Source organism: Xanthomonas vesicatoria ATCC 35937 (assembly GCF_001908725.1).
GTDB lineage: Bacteria > Pseudomonadota > Gammaproteobacteria > Xanthomonadales > Xanthomonadaceae > Xanthomonas > Xanthomonas vesicatoria.
On record NZ_CP018725.1, the window covers coordinates 3,567,386 to 3,585,475 of the forward strand.

Below are 18,090 nucleotides of genomic sequence, written 5' to 3' on the forward strand. Positions count from 1 at the left end.
AGGTTTGTCGTTTCCAGTTTCCTGCAGTCCTCGTCCGTCTGCGTTTCGTCCCATCCGCGTTGATCCAACGCGTCTCTCATCACATGGAGTTCCAATGAAGACCACCCACAAGCTGTTGCTGCCGCTCGCTCTGACCCTGGCCATCGCCGCCTGCTCCAAGCCGGCCGATAACGCCGCCACGCCGGCCGCCGATACTCCGGCTGCCACCGCCCCGGCCGATGCCGCTGCCACCACGCCGGCACCGGCTGCTGCCGCTTCGTCCGCGCCGGCCGTGGAAGTGGCCTCGGGCACCTACACCCTGGACCCGAGCCATACCGACGTGCTGGCGCAGTGGAGCCACTTCGGCTTCTCCAACCCAAGCGCGCATTTCGGCAATGTCGACGGCACCCTGGTGTATGACGCGGCCGACGTGACCAAGTCCACCGTGCAGGTCACCCTGCCGCTGTCCGGCTTGAATAGCTTCACCGCCAAGTTCGACGAGCACCTGAAGAGCGGTGACTTCTTCGATGCGGCCAAGTTCCCGACCGCCACCTTCAAGAGCACCAAGGTCGAATCGGCCGGCGCCAACAAGCTGACCGTCACCGGCGACCTGACCATCAAGGATCAGACCAAGCCGGTGGTGCTGGACGTCACCCTCAACGGTGCCGGCGAACACCCGATGAAGAAGGTGCCGGCGGCCGGTTTCGACGCCACCACCACGATCAAGCGTAGCGACTTCGGCGTGGGCCAGTACGCCCCGAACGTCAGCGACGAAGTGAAGATCCGCATCACCACCGAAGCCCTGCAGGCCAAGGCCGGCGACGCTGCTGCGAAGTAATTCGCGCAACGCAGCGAACACCGATCGGTGCGGGTAATCGCACCGATCCGTGGAATGCAAAAGCCCGCCAATCGGCGGGCTTTTTTTACCTGAGAGGTCATGGTCCAAGCTGCACGTGTAAGAGCGGCCAGGGCCGCGAACGCATCAGCGAGACCCTGCGGGCGACACCGCAATCAATCCGTGCAAGAGTCGTCGCACCAGCGCATTCCCATGTGGGCGATCCCTGTTCGCAATCGCTGCCTAGTCGTGCCCAGGACGCGCCTCACTCCCCAGCCGGATCCGCCTTCCAATACCCCTTTGCGCGGATCCATTCCTTGTCCACGCCCATGTGCTCTTCCACAAACTTGCGCATGGCACGCGCGCGCATGGATTCGGTGCCGATCCAGTAGAACGTGTCGCCGTCGTGTGGCTCGTAATCGCGCAGGCTGTCTTCCAGCAAGGTACTGCTGGCGGCATCGAAGCCGTTGCGCTCCAGCCAGTACACATCGACATCGGCGGCGCTGATCAGCTCCTGGCGTTCTTGTGCGTCGGCTACTTCGATAAAGACCTCGGCATGCATGTCGGCCGGCATCGACTCCAGCCAGCGGCCAATCGCGGGTAGCGCGGTTTCATCGCCGATCAGCACGTAGTGGTCGAAGTCGTCGGCCACCAGAAAGGAGCCGCGCGGACCGCCGATCTTCAGCGGATCGCCGGGCTGCGCCTGTGCGGCCCAAGTGGATGCCACGCCATCGCCATGCAGCACGAAATCGATGCTCAGCTCGCCACTTTGCGGATCGAACACACGCGGGGTGTAGTCGCGGCCGGGCGAGGGCAGGGCGCCTTCGGCGTAACGCGGTCCGTCCGCGGTCATGGTCGGCAGCACGAAGGCGCCATCGGCATTGGGGAAGAAGAGTTTGACGTGATCGTCCGGCGCGTCGCTTTGAAAGCCGGCCAGCTCGCTGCCGCCAAAGACAATGCGGCGCATCTGCGGAGTGATCGACTCGCAACGGACCACTTCCACGGAGCGCAGGCGCGGGTCGCGGCGGATTTGGGTGTTGGTGTGTGCAGCCATGTGGTGCGATTCCTGATGATGTCGCGCACGCAGGCGCGGTGGGGGCGGAAGTGGAGACGGCGGTGATACGACGAAGCGCGAAGAGTGGAGAACAAACGGACTGCGAGTCGGCAGGCAGGCACCGCAGGTGATGGGTGCGGCCGGCTCAACGCATAGGCTCCGTTGCTGATTGCGCTGTCCATGCCCAGCTGATGCGTTGTGTTGCACCACCGTACCCAAAGGCCATCGGCTGGCGTCGATGCTTCAGCACAACTCAGTGCTCGTCCTGCTCCATGCCGTCGGCGGCGGCGTTGAGGAGTGCGGCAATCCGTGCGATGTCTGCGTCGCTCCATTGGCCGTGGCGTGCAAACAGGCCGTGTTTGATGCGGTGGATCGCTTCGCGGATGGGCGGGGGCGTCTGCGCCTTGATCAGCGCGCGCGCGCGCTGATGGGTGCGCGCCAGTGCGGCGTCCAGCGCGTCGCGCTGATCGGTGGCGTAACTGCGGCCGGCGTCGGTAATCCGATACTGCTTGCGACCCTGCTCCAGATCGGTCTGCACCCAGCCGTCGGCTTCCAGCTGCGCCAGCGCCGGGTAGATCGCGCCGGCGCTGGGCGTGTACAGGCCTTTGAACAGCGCCGTGATCTGGCGCATCAGCTCATAGCCGTGCCTTGGTTGCTGCTCGATCAAGGCCAGCAGCAGCAGGCGCAGATCGCCATGCCCCAGCGGCCGCATGCGCGCACCGCGCCCGGCGACATTGCCGTTGGCGGCATCCAGGTCGGCCAAGACCTCATGATGGTGGGTGGTGGGTTTCATTCGATATATCGAATCATGCGGAAACGATATATCGAAGTGTTGGTCGGCACAAGCACCTAACTGTCGCATTGCTGAGCGGCCACGGTCACGTCAGCGGCTGATGCTGCAACGCGTCTAGACATCACACATCTTCATAATTACGATGTAATTACTTCGACATTACGGGCTGAGCCCGGTGAGGCAACGCGATGAGTCGACAGTGGGACACCCAGGCCGAAGGCCGGCGCAAGCGCTTGCAGCGCGCCGCCGCGCTGGCGCCGCAGGGCCGCGTGGTGGCCGCCGACGATGTGGTGGCGCTGCTGGAGGCGGTGATCGAGCCCGGCGACCGCGTGTGTCTGGAGGGCAACAACCAGAAGCAGGCCGATTTCCTGGCGCGCTGCCTCACCGAGGTGGACCCTGCGCGCGTGCACGACCTGCACATGGTGCAGTCGGTGCTGTCGCTGGCCTCACACCTGGATGTGTTCGAGCGCGGCATCGCCAAGCGGCTGGATTTTTCGTTCTCCGGCCCGCAGGCCGCACGGTTGGCCGGCCTAGTCAGCGAAGGCCGCATCGAGATCGGCGCCATCCACACCTATCTGGAATTGTTCGGCCGCTACTTCATCGACCTTACCCCGCGCATCGCGCTGATTACTGCACAGGCGGCTGATCGCCACGGCAATCTCTACACCGGCCCAAACACTGAAGACACACCGGTGATCGTGGAAGCGACCGCGTTCAAGGGCGGCATCGTGATCGCCCAGGTCAACGAAATCCTCGACACCTTGCCGCGCGTGGATATCCCGGCCGATTGGGTGGACTTCGTGACGCAAGCGCCCAAGCCAAACCACATCGAACCCTTGTTTACCCGCGACCCGGCGCTGATCTCCGAGATCCAGGTGCTAATGGCGATGATGGCGATCAAGGGCATCTACGCCGAATACGGTGTCAACCGGCTCAATCACGGCATCGGTTTCGATACTGCGGCGATTGAATTGCTGTTGCCCACCTATGCCGAATCGCTGGGGCTGAAAGGCAAGATCTGCCAGCATTGGGCACTGAATCCGCATCCGGCACTGATTCCGGCAATCGAATCGGGCTTCGTCGAGTCGGTGCATTCGTTTGGCTCCGAGCTGGGCATGGAGAACTACATTGCCGCGCGCCCGGACGTGTTCTTTACCGGCGCCGACGGCAGCATGCGTTCCAACCGCGCGTTATCGCAGACCGCCGGTCTATATGCCTGCGACATGTTCATCGGCTCCACCTTGCAGATCGATCTGCAGGGCAACAGCTCCACCGCCACGCGCGACCGCATTGCCGGTTTCGGCGGCGCGCCCAACATGGGTTCGGATGCGCGCGGTCGCCGCCATGGCAGCGATGCCTGGCTCAAGGCCGGACGCGAAGCCGCACGCCCGGGCGAAATGCCGCGCGGGCGCAAGCTGGTGGTGCAGATGGTGGAAACCTTCCGCGAGCACATGGCGCCGGCCTTCGTCGACACGCTCGATGCCTGGGAGCTGGCCGAACGCGCCAACATGCCGCTGCCGCCGGTGATGATCTACGGCGACGATGTCAGCCATGTGCTGACCGAAGAAGGCATCGCCAACCTGTTGCTGTGCCGCACGCCCGAAGAACGCGAACAGGCGATTCGCGGGGTGTCCGGCTATACCGCCGTCGGCCTGGGGCGCGACAAACGCATGGTCGAGAACCTGCGCGATCGCGGCGTCATCAAGCGGCCGGAAGACCTGGGCATCCGGCCCCGCGATGCCACACGCGATCTGCTGGCCGCGCGCACGGTCAAGGATCTGGTGCGCTGGTCCGGTGGGTTGTACGACCCGCCGAAACGTTTCCGCAATTGGTAAGGGCTCAGTATGGAAACCCTGCGATATCGCTTTGACGGACAGCACGGTGCACGCACCGGTCTGGAGCATGTGCTGGTTGGCGTGGTCGCCTCCGGCAACCTGGAAGTGCTGGTCGAGCGCGTGCCGCTCGACGGCGCGATGGAGATCGACATCCTGACTGCCGCACGTGGCTTCGGCGCGATCTGGCAGGCGGTGCTGGGCGACTTCGCCGCGCGTCACCCGCTGCGCGATGTGCGCATCAGCATCAACGATGTCGGCGCCACGCCGGCGGTGGTGAGTCTGCGCCTGGAGCAGGCGATCGATGTGCTGCAAGGAGACGCCGCATGAGCCTCATGCACCGCAGAGACAAAGGCACCGCCGTCGGCGCGCACCCGGGCGCGATGGGCGTTCCCGGTAACGCCTCAGTCGCGCCCAGGTGCGCTCCTACGCAAGCGATCGGGAGACTTGCATGAGCACCACCATTCCCATGGCCGAGCGCAGCTATTACGAAGCCGATGCCCGCGAACGTCTCGACGGGCTGCTGGACGCCGGCAGCTTCCGCGAATTCGTCGGCCCGCGCCGACGCCTGGTCAGCCCGCATCTGGCGCAGCTCGACGTGCCGGGCGCCTTCGACGACGGCATCGTGGTGGGCGAGGGCACGTTGCGCGGCCGCACCGTGTTGATCGCTGCCCAGCAAGGCGCCTTCATGGGCGGCGGCGTCGGTGAAGTGCACGGCGCCAAGCTGACCGGCTTGCTCGAACGCGCGGCAGTTACGCACCCTGCTGCCGTGCTGTTGTTGCTCGATACCGGCGGCGTGCGCCTGCACGAAGCCAATGCCGGCCTGGTCGCCATCTCCGAAGTCATGCGCGCCACGCTGGGTGCGCGTGCGGCCGGCGTGCCGGTGCTGGCATTGATCGGTAGCGGCAATGGTGCATTCGGCGGCATGGGCATCGTGGCGCGCTGCTGCAGCGCGGTGATCATGTCCGAAGAAGGCCGCCTGTCGTTGTCCGGCCCGGACGTGATCGAAACCGTGCGCGGCGTGGAAGAGTTCGACGCCCGCGACCGCGCCCTGGTCTGGCGCGTAACCGGTGGCAAGCACCGCTATCTGCTCGGCGAGGCGCAGACGTTTGTGGCCGACCGCATCGCCGCGTTTGCCGAGGCAGCGGTCAGCACGCTGGACGCACTTGCCGAACCCGACGGCGATGCCGCGCTGCAGGCACTGGAGCGCGCACATCAGCACCTGTCTGCGCGCATCGAGGCGTATGGCGATTGCCGCGACGGCCTGGACATCTGGGCGCGCCAAGGCATCGCCGATCCGCAGCGGTTGCCGCTGCTGGACACAGACGCCTTCCTCGCGGCCACTGCAGATCGGAGCGCACCATGGAACTGAGCCCACTGCTCGACCAGCTGTTTCCGCTCGGTCACGCCATCGCGCGTCATGACGATGTGCTCACCGGCAGTGCCACCACCGCCGTAGGCGAGGTCACGGTGATCGGCACCGCCAACAAGCTGGAAGTGGGCGTGGACCACGCGCTGGCCCTGGCCGCCACCGTGTTGGCCAGCACCCGCGCGCATCCGCAGCGGCCGATCGTGATGCTGGCCGATACCGCCGGGCAACGCCTGGCGCGTCGCGATGAATTGCTTGGCATCAACGGCTATTTCGCGCACCTGGCGCGCACGCTGGATCTGGCGCGCAGGCGCGGCGCGCGGTTGGTCACGCTGGTCTATGGCGAATCGGTCAGCGGTGGATTCCTGTCGTTCGGCTTGATGGCCGACCACATCCACGCGCTGCCGGATGCACAGATCCGCGTGATGGACCTGCGCGCCATGTCGCGTGTCACCAAGCAATCGGTGGACACGTTGCAGGCGCTGAGCAAAAGCTCGCCGGTGTTCGCGCCGGGCGTGGAGAACTACGTGCGCATGGGCGCGGTGCAATCGCTGTGGGACGGCGATCTGGCGCAGGCGCTGCTGGATGCATTGGCCGCCCCGGTCGATGGCGACCAGCGCCGCGCGCTGGGCGCGCAGCGCGGCGGCCGCACCCTGGCGCGCGATGTCGCCGCCGCCGTGGCAGCGGGCGAGGCCTGAGCATGGCGGCCCGCCACGCCCTGGTGTGGTTGCGCGATGAAGCGCAGTGGCAGGCGCACACACCTGGTGCGCGGCCGCGTTTGCAGCAGTGGTTTGCCGCCGGCCTGCCGGCCGTGGTGGCACGTGGCGACGGCAGTCAAGCGCCGGGCAGCGTGCGTCTGGGTGTGCCGTTGCCGCCCGCCGAAGGCAAGCAACGTCTGGCGTTGCAGGCCAGCATGGTGGAGATCGTACGCTGCAGCGCACCGTTGTCATTGGAGGCGGTGATCGCGCACGCGCCCGGCGCGCGACAGCCCGCGTTGCAGGCATTGCACGCACACGCGCGGGCTGAGGCACTAGATCCGCGCGTCTTTGGCAGTTTTGCATGGCAGGCGTTGACGGGCTTGACGTATGTGCACGCGCAATCGGATCTGGATCTGCTGTGGTCCATCGCTACCCCCGAGCAGGCGCAAACAGTGGTTGCGTTGTTGCAGCGCTGGGAGCAACGCCACGGCCTGCGTGCCGATGGCGAGTTGCTGCTTGCCGGCGATATCGCCGTGAACTGGCGCGAGTACGCCGGCAATGCGCAGCAGGTGTTGGTGAAATCCGGCAACGGCTGCGGCTTGTTGTCGCGGGCTGCCTTGTTTCAGATGAGGAGCGCGGCATGAGCGCACAGCCACACCACCTGCGTCATGTCGACGTGCCGGCTGTGCCACGCGACGTTACGCATCGGCTCGGCCGGCTTGCCGTCGGCGCGCTGCATGCGGAGCTGGCCTGCGCGCCAAAGCCCGGGCTGGTGACGCCGTTCGACAGCGGCAGTCACGCGGATATGGATGCCTCCACGTTCTTGCGCAGCCTGTTTGCATTGCGTGGCTATTTTGTCGCCATCGCGCAGGCGGGCAGCGACAATGCGCCCTTCGCACGGTTGCGCGATCTGGGCATCGCGGCCGAGGCGGCGATGTTGCGCGCCACCGGCGGCATCAATACCCACCGGGGCGCCATCTTCAGCCTTGGCCTGCTCACCGCACAGGCCGCACGTCTCCGGGTCGCACATGGCCACCGGCCATCTGCCGAGGCGGTGTGCGACGGCGTGCAGATGTGGCGCACGGCGTTGCACGCCGCGCCGCTGGACCCGCGCAGCAATGGCCAGCGCGTGCGTGCGCAGCACAAGGTCGGCGGCGTTCGCGAGCAGGCCGCAGCGGGCTACCCGCTACTGCGCGAGATTGCGCTGCCGAGTCTGCGCGCCGCACTGGACAGTGGCGCCACGCAGGACGCTGCGCTTGCGCAGACCTTGATGCAGCTGGTTGCGCAGGTCGACGACCTCAACCTGCTGCATCGTGGCGGCGCAGAGGGCCTTGCGTACGCCAAGGCGCAGGCACGCAGCTTTCTGGATGCCGGCGGTGTCGCGCAGCCGGGCTGGCGCGATCAGCTGTCGTCGATCGGCACCCAATTCGTGGCGCGTCGGCTCAGTCCCGGCGGCAGCGCGGACTTACTAGCGTGTGCGTGGTTCCTGCATCGACAGGAGACGGTATGAGCCGGCGCCTGCCTGCCGCTGTCGCCGAAGCGCTGTGCCCGTGCACGCAGCGCGCCCGTGCGTCGGATCGCACAAACACAGCCGCTCCCTCGCACCACGTGCAGAGCAACGCCGCCCGCAGCCTCAGCGTGTATGGCTGCCGCCGCGTGACAGCAGACAAGTGGCGCACATCATGAGCCTTGCCATCCTCTGCCCAGGGCAGGGCGGCCAGCATGCAGACATGTTCGCACGCACTACTGATGCGCCCGCGGCATCTGCGGTGCTCGCTGCTGCCGGCCAGGTGCTTGGCGTCGCTCCGCAGACCCTTGCCGCAGATCCTGGCCGCTACGCCAATGCCGTCGCCCAGCCACTGGTGTGCGCAGGCACATTGGCGCAGTGGCAGGTGCTGCGCGAGCATCTGCCGACACCTTTGCTAGTGCTGGGTTACAGCGTCGGCGAGCTGGCCGCGCACGCGGTGGCCGGCAGCATCGACATCCAGATGTGCCTGCAGCTTGCGGCCACCCGTGCGCGTGCGATGGATGCGGCCAGCCCAGAGGATGCCGGGCTGATGGCGGTGATCGGCCTGACACTACCCACGCTCGAATCGCTATGCACCACGCATGGCGCCGCAGTGGCCATCATCAACGGCGATGACCACGCCGTGCTGGGCGGCCCGCGCACGGCATTGCAGGCGCTGGGCGACGACGCTCAGGGACGCGGCGCCCGGGTCACCCTGCTGCCGGTCAGCGTGCCTGCGCATACGCCGTGGCTGCGCGCGGCCGCCGATGCCTTCGCCACCGAATTGAACAAGTCTGCGATCCGCGCGCCCACGCTGCGCGTGCTTGCCGGCATCGACGCACGCGCCGTCGCCACGCCGCCGCAGGTGATCGACAGCCTGGCTGCACAGATCGCGCAGACCGTGCGCTGGCACGACGTGCTGGTGCAGGCCGCCGAACGCGGCGCGCGTGTGTTTCTCGAACTCGGCCCCGGCAGCGCTTTGGCGCGCATGGCGCGCGCGATCCTACCCGGCTGCGAAGCGCGGTCGGTCGACGATTTCCACAGCACCCAAGGCGTTGTGGAGTGGGTCAATGCCGCATGCGAGCGCGCGGCATGACCACCAGGCAGGTGTTGTACATGGCGTGACCCTTGGGTGGCGGGTGGCCATCCGTGCTGTACGCGTATCAGGTGCCTGGGAGGGCGCATGACCCCGCAAATTGCAACGATTCTTGGCTTGGTGATCATGTTCATCGTGGCAACCGCATTGCCCATCAACATGGGTGCGGTGGCCTTCGCGCTGGCGTTCATCGTTGGCGGCATGTGGGTGGGGCTGGACGGCAAGGAAGTGTTGGCCGGCTTTCCCGGCGACCTGTTCCTGACCCTGGTCGGCATCACCTATCTGTTCGCCATCGCGCAGAAAAACGGCACCATCGATCTATTGGTGCATTGGGCAGTCCGCGCAGTACGCGGGCACATCGTGGCCATCCCGTGGGTGATGTTCGTCATCACCGGCCTGCTCACCGCCTTCGGTGCGCTGGGGCCGGCGGCAGTGGCCATCATCGGCCCGGTGGCGTTGCGCTTTGCCAAGCAATACCGCATCAATCCGTTGATGATGGGCTTGCTGGTGATCCATGGCGCGCAAGGCGGCGGGTTTTCGCCGATCAGCGTGTATGGCGGCATCACCAACAAAGTGGTCGAAAAAGCCGGGCTGGACGTTACCGAGATGGCGGTGTTTCTCACCAGCCTGGGCTTCAACCTGATGATGGCGATCATCTGCTTCTGCGCCTTCGGCGGGCTCAAGCTGATGCGCCGCCAGGAGGTGTCGCTGGCCGATGCGCAGTACGTGCCGGTCAGTGCCGATCAGGCATCGCAGCGGCGCTTTGCCATCGAGGGCCATGGCGCGTTGGTGGCGCCCGGCGGCGGCACCTTGTCCACCGACCCGCTGGCGCTGGAGGCCGTGTCCATTACCCGCGACCGGGTGATTACGCTGATCGGCCTGCTGGGGCTGGGCGTTGCCGCGCTGGTCTACAACCTCAATGTCGGCCTGGTGTCGATCACCGTCGCCGTGGCCCTGGCATTGATCTCGCCCAATGCGCAAAAAGGCGCGGTGGATGGCATCAGCTGGTCCACGGTGCTGCTGATCAGCGGCGTGGTCACCTATGTGGCGGTGCTGGAAAAGGCCGGCGCGGTGGACTACATCGGCACCGGCGTCTCGCACATCGGCATGCCGTTGTTGGGTGCGCTGCTGGTCTGTTATGTCGGCGGCATCGTGTCCGCGTTCGCCTCGTCGGCGGCGGTGTTGGGCGCCACCATTCCGCTGGCGGTGCCGTTCCTGATGCAGGGCCAGCTGGGCGCGGCGGGAGTGATCTGCGCGCTGGCGGTGTCGTCCACCATCGTGGATGTCAGCCCGTTTTCCACCAATGGCGCGCTGGTGGTGGCCTCTGCGGCCAAGGAAGAGCGCGATGGGCTGTTCCGCCGGTTCCTGGTCTATAGCGGGCTGGTGGTGGCGCTGGGGCCGCTGGCGGCGTGGCTGCTGTTCGTGGTGCCGGGTTGGCTGTGAGGATGTTGCTGGTGGGCAGGACCAGCCGGCGCGCCCGTAGAATGGGCGCCCCCGCTCCACTGCCGACGACCTGCCCGCCATGACCCTCGCCCCTGATTCGCGCAACGCCAAGAAGCGCGTACCGCTGTACGAGGAAGTGGCCGAGCGCCTGCGCCAGAAGATCTACGACTACGTGCTGCCGCCGGGCGAGTGGATCGACGAGCCGGCGCTGGCCGAGGAACTCGGCATCAGCCGCACCCCGTTGCGCGAAAGTTTGAAGCTGCTCGCGGCCGAAGGCCTGGTGCAACTCGACGCAGGCCGAGGCAGCCGTGTCACGCGGCTGACGCTGGAGGATCTCAACCACCTGTTCCCGGTGATGGCGATGCTGGAAGGCCGCTGCGCACACGACGCGGTCAAGCGTCTGGATGCGGCCGGCGTGCAGCGCCTGGAAGAACTGCATGCGGCGATGGAAGCCGCATCGGCAGCGGGCGATCTGGCCGAGTATTACCGCAACAATTATCTGATCCACGAAACCGTGCAGCAGTACGCCGGCAATCCGTGGTTGATCCGGGTGACGCACGATCTGCACCGCATCTTGAAAATGCATCGTGGACGTCAATTGCTGACGCCCGGGCGCATGGCCCAATCGCTGGCAGAGCATCGCGAACTGATGGACTGCGTGCGACGCGGCGATGCAGAAGGCGCCGAGCGCACCATGCACGGGCATCTGCTCAGCCAGGGCCAGGCCCTGGCAGCGTATGTGGCGGCGGGCGGCATGTTGAACGTCCCGGCGCCGTTGCCGCGGGTAGGTGGTGTGTAGTCGTTTGCGTCAACGGCGGGCGATGGGCTGCGCGACCGCCGCGCCGGACGCACAGGACGCTCGTCCCAGGCCGCATGGATGCGATCCGCAGTCACTGCACTTCACGCTAAGCGCTGCGGTCTGGAGGTCATTGGCTGCGTTGAGCGACGAACATGCCCAGGGTCTCCAGCATCGCGATGATGGGGGAAAGCCGGGGCATACGTTCCGTGTCGCAGTCGAGCCGCACGCCAACACGCGTGTCGCCTTGGGCTTGGGTGAGCTGGGCGCGGCCATGCAGGTCCGGCAGGTAGAGCAGGGTGCCCCAGGGGCCATGCACGCGATGGACGGCCGGGGCGAACCGCGTGATGGCGTCAGCCACGGCGTCCACGCTCAGCGCGTGGGCCGTAAACAGTTCGACGGTGGCGCGGTCGATGCCGGAATCGAAAGTGACCAAGGCCGGGCGCGAGGGAGGGCCTCGGCCCCACTCCAGCAGGTCGGCAAAGCCCTGCGGCAGCCAGTAGACGCATTCGTCATGGCGCGGTAGCACGAAGAGCGCGCGGCGTTCGTAGCTGTAGAAGATCTTGTCGCCGTCGATCGAGTAGGCGAATGCCGCGCACCGGGCCGCTTCGTCGCGGGTCAATGTCGGGTCCTCGCCCCAGAACTCGTCGAAGTACTCCTGCACAAAGGCCTGTTCGGCCCGGGTCTCGGCCATGATCTCGGCGGGCAGGCGCACGATCAGGCGGTTGTCGTAGGTGCCGGCCCCCCACCGGGTCACGTACTCGGGGTAGCCGGCAGGCGGGGAGTGGCCCAGCCAGTCGGCAAGCGCCCGCACATCGGCGTCGGTGGCGCGCCGCAGTTTGGGAGTGATCAGGTAGGGCGTTGGCGCGGTCATGGGGGTCGCAAGATCGTCGCGTCGCGGGATAGAGCTGACTTTAGGGGTTACTGCACACCCAGCGCGAGCAAGTCAGGCACGTGTTCGATCAACTGCGTTCCGGCCAACCCGGCAAACACCTCCGGATGCGCATAGCCCCAGGCTACCGCGGCGAATGGCAGGCCCAGCACCTGGGCCGCTTCCCAGTCGGCAACCTGGTCGCCCACGTAGACCGCCTGCGCGGGTGTGTGGGAGGTCGCGCGCAGCACGCGGCGCAGGGCACGTTGCTTGCCCAGCAGATGCGCGCCGCCTTCGATGACGGCGAATTTCGCACTCAGGTCCTCGCCCAGGGCGCGTTGCACGTTGTCCACCGCGTTGGACGACACCACCGCCAGGCGCGTGCCACCGGCGTGCAGCGTGCTGACGGTTTGCGCAATGCCGGGAAATAGCGCAGCCGGTGGCGCACCGCGCATCAGGCGGATGAAGTCGGCCGCCACCAGCGGTACCTTCCAGGCAGGTAATCCCGACTGCTTGAGCAGCTCGCGCGTGGTCAGCTTGCGCGCCGCGTCCACCTCATGCGTCTGCGCTGCGCGGAAGCCATGTCGCGCAGCCAATGCGCGCTGGGTGCTCAGGAAGAAGCCGAACGAATCGGCCAGGGTGCCGTCGAAATCGAAAATGATCAGTGCAGGCATCGGGACGCAGCGCATGGGGCGGCATAGCCTAACCAAGCCCGCGCACATGCCGCACGCACACACGTCCCCACGTGTGCGCGCAGGCGATGCGGCTTACGCTTCGGCGAAATGCGACACAATCGGCGCATCGCCGTGCGCGCTTTGTTCGATGACCTTGCGCTGCATGGCGCCCAGGTAGGCGTCCAGTTCTTCGGTAGAGGCGAACACATCGCTCAGCGGCACGGCCTTGACCATGTCGAAGACCTTGCGGATCTGCGGCTGCGGGTTGGCCACCAGCACCTTGCCCTGGCGCGTTGCCAGTGCCTTGCGGGCCTTGAAGATGCAGCGGATGCCTGCGCTGGAGATGTACTCCAGCGCAGACAGGTCCAGCACCAGCGTGGTGATGCGGGTGCCCAGCAACGGCGATAGCGCCGTGTCCAGGTCCTGGTAGGTATGAGTGTCCAGCCGCCCGGTCAGGATGACGCGTTGGCGGGTGTCTTGCGGCGGGTCGATCTGAATGGCGAGCGTGGTCATGACAAAGCCTCGGGGACAGGGGCGTACGGGTGGAGCAGGGTGACGCGCACAACGTTGTATGCACCATCGCGGCGGTAGTCGATGTGATCGGCGAACTGATGCACCAGAAACAGGCCTAGACCGCCGATCTGGCGATCGTCGAGCTCGCTTGTCAGATCGGGCATTGGCGCAGCACTCGGGTCGAACGCGGTGCCGGGGTCGTGCATTTCCAGCACCAGCGCCTGGGGGTCCAGTTGCAGCTGCAGCCGCAGCGGCTGTTCGGTGCACTGCCCGTGGGTAAGCGCATTGCAGCCCAGCTCTTCCACAATCAACCGAATCTGGCCGATGCGCTCGGCATGCAGGCCCTCACGGGTGAGCGAGTCTTCCAGCGCGTCGTTGGCGCCAGCCAGCTGGGCCAGCGACGGTGCAATGGCCAGATCGAACTTCATGGGCGGGTTGCCTTTCCGGGGACGCCCCGGGCGGTCTGTGCGACCCGTCCAGCATGCTCCTGGCGCAGCCGGATCGCCAGCAGGGTGATGTCGTCGTACGGGTCGGCATTACCGGTGAAGCGCGCGATGTCGGCGATCACCGCCTTGCATTGCGCCGCGGCACTGCGACGCGGGTGCAGCGTGGCCATCAGCCGCTCCAGCCCATAGCTGGCGCCATGCTCGTCCATCGCCTCGGTCACCCCGTCGGTGTACCCCAACAGGGTCTGGCCAGCAGTCATCCTGCCCTGCAGCACCGGGAACGAGGCCTGCGGTTCGATCCCCAGCGGCGGGCCAGTGTCCAGCGGCAGCGCATGTGCCTTGCCGTCGATGTCGATCAACAACGGTGGCTCGTGCCCGGCACTGGCCAGCCAGTAGTCGCCGCTCACCACATTGATCAGGCCACACAGCACCGTGGCGAACATGCAGGTGTCGTTGTTCTCGGCCAACCGCGTGGAGGCGGCAATCAGGATGCCGTCCGGGCGCGTATGCCGGCGCGCGGCGATTTCCAGCACGCTCACCGCGCGCGCCATGAACAAGGCCGCCGGCACGCCCTTGTCGGACACATCGCCCACCACAAACCACAACAGCCCCGGTTCGGTTTCGACGAAGTGGTAGAAATCGCCGCCCACCGCCTTGGCAGGCTCCAGCCAGGCGCAGGTTTCCAGATGCGAACTCGCACGGTCGAAGGTGCGCCCGGACGGCAGCATCGCCTGCTGGATCTCGCGTGCAATCTGCAGCTCGCTCTGCATGCGTTCGCGCGCGGCGGTCATCTCGCCGATCTCGGCGATGTGGTGACGGATCGCATCGCGTGCGCTGTCGAACGCGCGCGCCATCACGCCCACCTCGTCATCGCGCTCGATATGCCGTAACGGGTACTCGAATTCGCCACGACGGAAATGCTCGGCGGTGTCGGTCAATTCCTCGATCGGCCGCGTCAACTTGCGCGTAATCCGCGCCATCAACCACCACCACACGCCCGCACCCAGCAATGCGGCCGCGGCCACCCACGCCGCCAGCCAGTTCAGACCAGACAATACATAGTCTTTCGAGGCAGACAGCACAAACGTCCAGCCACTGCGTCCAACCGCCGCGCTATGGGTCAGAAAGCGCTCGCCATCCGGCGCCGTGTGCGAAAACGAAATCGGCTGGCCGGCGGCGAGTGCGCGCTGCAAGGGCCGCAGATCCGGTCGCGAGCGCGCCACATAAGCCTCCAGCGAGTGGTGCAGGTTGAGTGCCGGGTCCGGGCTGAACACCAGCATGCCTTCCGGCGACAACAGCATCGGCTGGATCCCGAGATCGCGCGGTAACTGGTCGATGATCTCGCGTAGATGCTGCAACGGCAGATCCACGCTCACCATGCCGACGGGCGCCGCATCGGGCGCATCGCCCGGCCGCCGCAGCGGCAGGTTATAGCTGGTGTACAGCGCGCTGCCACCATCGCTGTTGAGGTACGGCTCGGACCACCACGCACGGCCTTCGCGCTGCGTGCGCAGGTACCACGGCATCGCGCGATAGTCGTAGCCCAGCTCCATCACCGACTTTTCAACGGTGCGCGTGCCATCGCGATGCACGTGCCAGACAAAGCCGGTGTCGTGGGCTTTTTGGGTTCGGGGTTCGATGATCAGCCGCGCCGCACCGATATCCGGGTCGCCACTGAGCGTGGCCAGCAACAATGCGCGCAGGTTGAATGGCTGCAACCCCACCGCGCCGCTGCTCGCCGCCAGCGTGCGCCCGCTCACCTGCACCGAATCCAGCATCGCCGCCAGGCTGCGTGCGGTCTGCTCGGTCAGCCCGTCCACCTCGGTCCGCGCTGCTTGCACCAGTTCCGCACGCGCGCCCAAGTAGAACAGCGTCCCCAGCGCTGCCAGCAACACCACCAGCACCGCGGTTGCAGCCAGCATCACCCGCGTACGCAAGCTGTTGCGCCAGCGCACGCGTGGGGCGGCCGGTGTGGGCGGCGTAGGCGCTGGTGGGCGGGTCACGATGGCGCACACTCCCGGGCGATGGCTGCGCTCGATCATCGCAGTTTTGCGCCCATCCACAATCGCCGCAGCGGCCTCATCCTCACCTCGCCTCGATTGACCCCCCGGATGCAGGCGGACTAGATTGGCTGCCCAACTGCCACGGAGGCCGGCCTTGCGCCAGATTCTGACCCCAAGCCTGCTGGCCCTATTGCTTACGGCCTGTAGCGCCCCGGAGACCAGCATGACCCAGACCCAATCCCCCGCCACCGAGGCCGCCGCAGAAGCCGACGTCGAGGCCGGCGGCCGCGGCCTTGCCAAGGTGAATCCGAGTCCGCGCAAGGCTTACGCGCTGACGCTTACCTTGGATAAGGCGCCAGGTCCGTTTGCGGCAGTGAATGGGTATGCGCAGTACGACGTCAGCAACGACAGCGAATGCGGCCAGATTCATCCGGAAACGGGCGTCGGGCAGCGCATCACGAGTAGTGAGCCGGTTGTGCTGAAAAAAATATCAGAGCAGAAATATCAAGGCGTCATCCATCTTGATCTCATGCTGGACGAGGACTACTACGGGCGCGGGCAATGTCATTGGGAAATGACGGGCGCACGTGTTTCTCTAAAGGCCAGCGGAAAAAAAGAGGAAACCGCATTCCTACCGTTCATCGAGACCAAAGATATCATCGCCGGAAAACCCGTCACTCTGTATTTCTGGAAGGGCGGTTATCCCAAGGAGGATATCGAGGACTACGCCGACAACGGCTTGCCCACGGCGTCGGAATTCAAGCCTGAGCTGCGCGATCAATTGTTCTCGGTCACCCTTGTCGCCAAAGAGGTTTCCCCATGAAGCCTACCTCGCAGCAATACGCCATTCTTTCTAACGAGGGCTACGTCGATCACAAGGTCGGTAAGCGTGGCCCTGGTGACCGTGAGCGGGTGGATGTTGGCGGCGAGAGCTACGAGATTCTGGAACACGTCAATAATCCAAAGACAGGCTACCAGGGAACAATCTATCAACGTGTTGGCGGCGGAGACATCGTCGTCGCCCACCGGGGCACCGAGGAAATCCTTCGTGACGCGGTGCAGGCAGATGGCTCCATGGTGTTTCAGCGCATCAACCCACAAGCCGATGATGCGATCGCCCTGACAAAAAGTGCACTTGGCTATGCGGCCAAGCAGGAGCAGCGTACCGGGCACGCTCCTGAGGTTACTGTGACTGGTCACTCGCTGGGCGGAGCGCTTGCGCAGGTCAGCGCGCATCATTTCGATCTGAAAGGTGAAACCTTCAACGCCTATGGAGCAGCAAGCTTGGCGTACCGCATCCCGGAGGGTGGCACCAGTATGGTCAACCATGTCATGGCCGCCGATCCTGTGAGCGCAGCATCTCCGCATTTCGGAGAGGTGTGCGTTTATGCCAGGCCCAACGAGATTGCAACGCTGAGCGCAATGGGCTACAGCAACAGCAAGGTGAATTTCCTGATTCCCGATTCACCTGTGGCCTCTGCTGTCAATTCGTTGGGTTCGCACACCATCAAGAACTTTCTGGATGAGCGTTCTCCGCTCAATGACCCGCAAGCGCGTCAACTTGCAGATCAAAATAAGAGAATGATCAACGAGTACCGATCTGATCTGGACGAGATCCGCAGCGGAATCACTCTATTGAGCCGGGGTCCAAAGGGCCTGGGTCAGGACGCCATCGACGCCATCCGCGGCCCGCTCGCTCCAGGCGAGCCCGCCAAGCGCGATGCGCGCGAGCATGGCAACGACCACACCTCGTTGCGTATCGATCAACCTGGGCACGTGGGCAACCCCTTGTTCCAGGATGCGCAACGCGGCGTGCATGCACAGGACGCACGTGCGGGGCGCAGCCCCGATCATCAGAGTGCGCAGTTGTCTGGCTCGCTCGCGTCGGAAATGCATGCCGCCGGTGGCCAGCGCATCGATGCGGTGACGATGAGCCCGGATGCCGCGCGCACGTTTGCGGTGCAGGGCCGCTTGGACGACCCGGCGCAACTGCGCGTGAGCGTCGACACCATGACGGCCATGAACACGCCGCTCGAACAGAGCAGCCAACGTGTGGCCGACAACGCCGCGCGGCAGTCGGTGGCGTTGGAACAGCAGCAGGCGCAGACCCAGCAACAACAGCAGGGCGCGCGTGTAATGAGCTGAGCGCAGCGCACAAGCCGGCTGCGCCCACCACCAGGC

19 protein-coding genes are annotated in these 18,090 nt (G+C 65.8%); 12 read left to right on the forward strand and 7 right to left on the reverse strand.

What is annotated here, in order from left to right; all coding sequences use genetic code 11:
• The first annotated feature begins 94 nt into the window (after nt 1-94).
• A complete protein-coding gene (locus tag BJD12_RS15425; protein ID WP_005995332.1) occupies nt 95-817 on the forward strand; it encodes a YceI family protein in 723 nt (240 codons plus the stop codon).
• 262 nt (nt 818-1,079) lie between these two features.
• Here the strand turns inward: BJD12_RS15425 and BJD12_RS15430 are convergent, their stop codons facing one another.
• Both BJD12_RS15430 and BJD12_RS15435 read right to left on the reverse strand, forming a co-directional pair.
• Nucleotides 1,080-1,868 (reverse strand): siderophore-interacting protein, encoded by a 789-nt coding sequence (locus tag BJD12_RS15430; protein WP_005995334.1) that lies wholly within the window; start codon nt 1,866-1,868, stop codon nt 1,080-1,082.
• Nucleotides 1,869-2,121: 253 nt separating this feature from the next.
• Entirely contained in the window at nt 2,122-2,580 is a 459-nt protein-coding gene (locus BJD12_RS15435; protein ID WP_228861180.1) for a PadR family transcriptional regulator, read from the reverse strand.
• A gap of 269 nt (nt 2,581-2,849) precedes the next feature.
• Here BJD12_RS15435 and mdcA point away from each other — a divergent pair, with 269 nt between their 5' ends.
• From mdcA to BJD12_RS15480, 9 genes are all read left to right on the forward strand, one after another.
• Complete coding sequence (mdcA, locus tag BJD12_RS15440) at nt 2,850-4,496, forward strand: malonate decarboxylase subunit alpha (protein WP_005995338.1); 1,647 nt, start codon at nt 2,850-2,852, stop codon at nt 4,494-4,496.
• A 9-nt stretch (nt 4,497-4,505) separates the two neighbouring features.
• Complete coding sequence (mdcC, locus tag BJD12_RS15445) at nt 4,506-4,823, forward strand: malonate decarboxylase acyl carrier protein (protein WP_005995342.1); 318 nt, start codon at nt 4,506-4,508, stop codon at nt 4,821-4,823.
• A 139-nt stretch (nt 4,824-4,962) separates the two neighbouring features.
• A complete protein-coding gene (locus BJD12_RS15450; RefSeq protein WP_172797272.1) occupies nt 4,963-5,865 on the forward strand; it encodes a biotin-independent malonate decarboxylase subunit beta in 903 nt (300 codons plus the stop codon).
• Complete coding sequence (mdcE, locus tag BJD12_RS15455) at nt 5,856-6,560, forward strand: biotin-independent malonate decarboxylase subunit gamma (RefSeq protein ID WP_005995346.1); 705 nt, start codon at nt 5,856-5,858, stop codon at nt 6,558-6,560. The genes BJD12_RS15450 and mdcE overlap by 10 nt, the downstream gene beginning before the upstream one ends.
• Nucleotides 6,561-6,562: 2 nt before the next feature.
• The gene (mdcG, locus tag BJD12_RS15460; protein WP_039424588.1) at nt 6,563-7,204 is read left to right on the forward strand and encodes a malonate decarboxylase holo-[acyl-carrier-protein] synthase; all 642 of its coding nucleotides are present in this window, start codon (nt 6,563-6,565) and stop codon (nt 7,202-7,204) included.
• Nucleotides 7,201-8,070 (forward strand): triphosphoribosyl-dephospho-CoA synthase MdcB, encoded by an 870-nt coding sequence (gene mdcB / locus BJD12_RS15465; RefSeq protein WP_005997344.1) that lies wholly within the window; start codon nt 7,201-7,203, stop codon nt 8,068-8,070. The genes mdcG and mdcB overlap by 4 nt, the downstream gene beginning before the upstream one ends.
• A gap of 172 nt (nt 8,071-8,242) precedes the next feature.
• Nucleotides 8,243-9,163, forward strand: coding sequence for a malonate decarboxylase subunit epsilon (mdcH, locus tag BJD12_RS15470; RefSeq protein ID WP_005997345.1), 921 nt, complete (start codon nt 8,243-8,245; stop codon nt 9,161-9,163).
• Between the two features lie 87 nt (nt 9,164-9,250).
• On the forward strand, nt 9,251-10,606 hold the full coding sequence (locus BJD12_RS15475; RefSeq protein WP_005997347.1) for an SLC13 family permease: 1,356 nt from the start codon (nt 9,251-9,253) through the stop codon (nt 10,604-10,606).
• A 79-nt stretch (nt 10,607-10,685) separates the two neighbouring features.
• Nucleotides 10,686-11,405 carry a GntR family transcriptional regulator gene (locus BJD12_RS15480; protein WP_005997349.1) on the forward strand — a complete coding sequence of 240 codons (720 nt, stop codon included), beginning with the start codon at nt 10,686-10,688 and terminating at the stop codon, nt 11,403-11,405.
• A gap of 127 nt (nt 11,406-11,532) precedes the next feature.
• Here BJD12_RS15480 and BJD12_RS15485 read toward each other — a convergent pair whose 3' ends face one another.
• The 5 genes from BJD12_RS15485 to BJD12_RS15505 all read right to left on the reverse strand — a co-directional run bounded on the left by BJD12_RS15485 (nt 11,533) and on the right by BJD12_RS15505 (nt 15,948).
• The gene (locus BJD12_RS15485; protein WP_005997351.1) at nt 11,533-12,276 is read right to left on the reverse strand and encodes a hypothetical protein; all 744 of its coding nucleotides are present in this window, start codon (nt 12,274-12,276) and stop codon (nt 11,533-11,535) included.
• Between the two features lie 47 nt (nt 12,277-12,323).
• Nucleotides 12,324-12,947, reverse strand: a complete 624-nt coding sequence (locus BJD12_RS15490; RefSeq protein WP_005997353.1) for an HAD hydrolase-like protein — start codon at nt 12,945-12,947, stop codon at nt 12,324-12,326.
• Nucleotides 12,948-13,040: 93 nt separating this feature from the next.
• A complete protein-coding gene (locus tag BJD12_RS15495) occupies nt 13,041-13,460 on the reverse strand; it encodes an STAS domain-containing protein (protein ID WP_005997355.1) in 420 nt (139 codons plus the stop codon).
• Nucleotides 13,457-13,888: an ATP-binding protein gene (locus BJD12_RS15500; RefSeq protein WP_005997357.1), complete on the reverse strand. Its 432-nt coding sequence runs from the start codon at nt 13,886-13,888 to the stop codon at nt 13,457-13,459. The genes BJD12_RS15495 and BJD12_RS15500 overlap by 4 nt, the downstream gene beginning before the upstream one ends.
• Nucleotides 13,885-15,948 (reverse strand): SpoIIE family protein phosphatase, encoded by a 2,064-nt coding sequence (locus BJD12_RS15505; RefSeq protein ID WP_050812916.1) that lies wholly within the window; start codon nt 15,946-15,948, stop codon nt 13,885-13,887. Before BJD12_RS15505 ends, BJD12_RS15500 begins: the two co-directional genes overlap by 4 nt.
• A gap of 124 nt (nt 15,949-16,072) precedes the next feature.
• Between BJD12_RS15505 and BJD12_RS15510 the strand changes: the two genes are divergently transcribed.
• Together BJD12_RS15510 and BJD12_RS15515 are read left to right on the forward strand one after the other, a co-directional pair.
• Nucleotides 16,073-16,732, forward strand: coding sequence for a hypothetical protein (locus BJD12_RS15510; protein ID WP_042828676.1), 660 nt, complete (start codon nt 16,073-16,075; stop codon nt 16,730-16,732).
• Nucleotides 16,729-18,054, forward strand: coding sequence for an XVIPCD domain-containing protein (locus tag BJD12_RS15515; protein WP_005997363.1), 1,326 nt, complete (start codon nt 16,729-16,731; stop codon nt 18,052-18,054). The genes BJD12_RS15510 and BJD12_RS15515 overlap by 4 nt, the downstream gene beginning before the upstream one ends.
• Nucleotides 18,055-18,090: the final 36 nt, after the last annotated feature.

Bases quoted from the DNA above. Each gene is read 5' to 3' on its own strand.
- BJD12_RS15480 (WP_005997349.1), top strand. From the start codon at position 10,686: ATGACCCTCGCCCCTGATTCGCGCAACGCCAAGAAGCGCGTACCGCTG.
- mdcH (WP_005997345.1), top strand. From the start codon at position 8,243: ATGAGCCTTGCCATCCTCTGCCCAGGGCAGGGCGGCCAGCATGCAGAC.
- mdcB (WP_005997344.1), top strand. From the start codon at position 7,201: ATGAGCGCACAGCCACACCACCTGCGTCATGTCGACGTGCCGGCTGTG.
- BJD12_RS15490 (WP_005997353.1), bottom strand. From the start codon at position 12,947: ATGCCTGCACTGATCATTTTCGATTTCGACGGCACCCTGGCCGATTCG.
- BJD12_RS15485 (WP_005997351.1), bottom strand. From the start codon at position 12,276: ATGACCGCGCCAACGCCCTACCTGATCACTCCCAAACTGCGGCGCGCC.
- BJD12_RS15515 (WP_005997363.1), top strand. From the start codon at position 16,729: ATGAAGCCTACCTCGCAGCAATACGCCATTCTTTCTAACGAGGGCTAC.
- BJD12_RS15495 (WP_005997355.1), bottom strand. From the start codon at position 13,460: ATGACCACGCTCGCCATTCAGATCGACCCGCCGCAAGACACCCGCCAA.
- BJD12_RS15475 (WP_005997347.1), top strand. From the start codon at position 9,251: ATGACCCCGCAAATTGCAACGATTCTTGGCTTGGTGATCATGTTCATC.
- mdcE (WP_005995346.1), top strand. From the start codon at position 5,856: ATGGAACTGAGCCCACTGCTCGACCAGCTGTTTCCGCTCGGTCACGCC.
- mdcA (WP_005995338.1), top strand. From the start codon at position 2,850: ATGAGTCGACAGTGGGACACCCAGGCCGAAGGCCGGCGCAAGCGCTTG.
- mdcG (WP_039424588.1), top strand. From the start codon at position 6,563: ATGGCGGCCCGCCACGCCCTGGTGTGGTTGCGCGATGAAGCGCAGTGG.
- mdcC (WP_005995342.1), top strand. From the start codon at position 4,506: ATGGAAACCCTGCGATATCGCTTTGACGGACAGCACGGTGCACGCACC.
- BJD12_RS15425 (WP_005995332.1), top strand. From the start codon at position 95: ATGAAGACCACCCACAAGCTGTTGCTGCCGCTCGCTCTGACCCTGGCC.
- BJD12_RS15430 (WP_005995334.1), bottom strand. From the start codon at position 1,868: ATGGCTGCACACACCAACACCCAAATCCGCCGCGACCCGCGCCTGCGC.
- BJD12_RS15505 (WP_050812916.1), bottom strand. From the start codon at position 15,948: ATGATCGAGCGCAGCCATCGCCCGGGAGTGTGCGCCATCGTGACCCGC.
- BJD12_RS15450 (WP_172797272.1), top strand. From the start codon at position 4,963: ATGGCCGAGCGCAGCTATTACGAAGCCGATGCCCGCGAACGTCTCGAC.
- BJD12_RS15435 (WP_228861180.1), bottom strand. From the start codon at position 2,580: ATGCGGCCGCTGGGGCATGGCGATCTGCGCCTGCTGCTGCTGGCCTTG.
- BJD12_RS15500 (WP_005997357.1), bottom strand. From the start codon at position 13,888: ATGAAGTTCGATCTGGCCATTGCACCGTCGCTGGCCCAGCTGGCTGGC.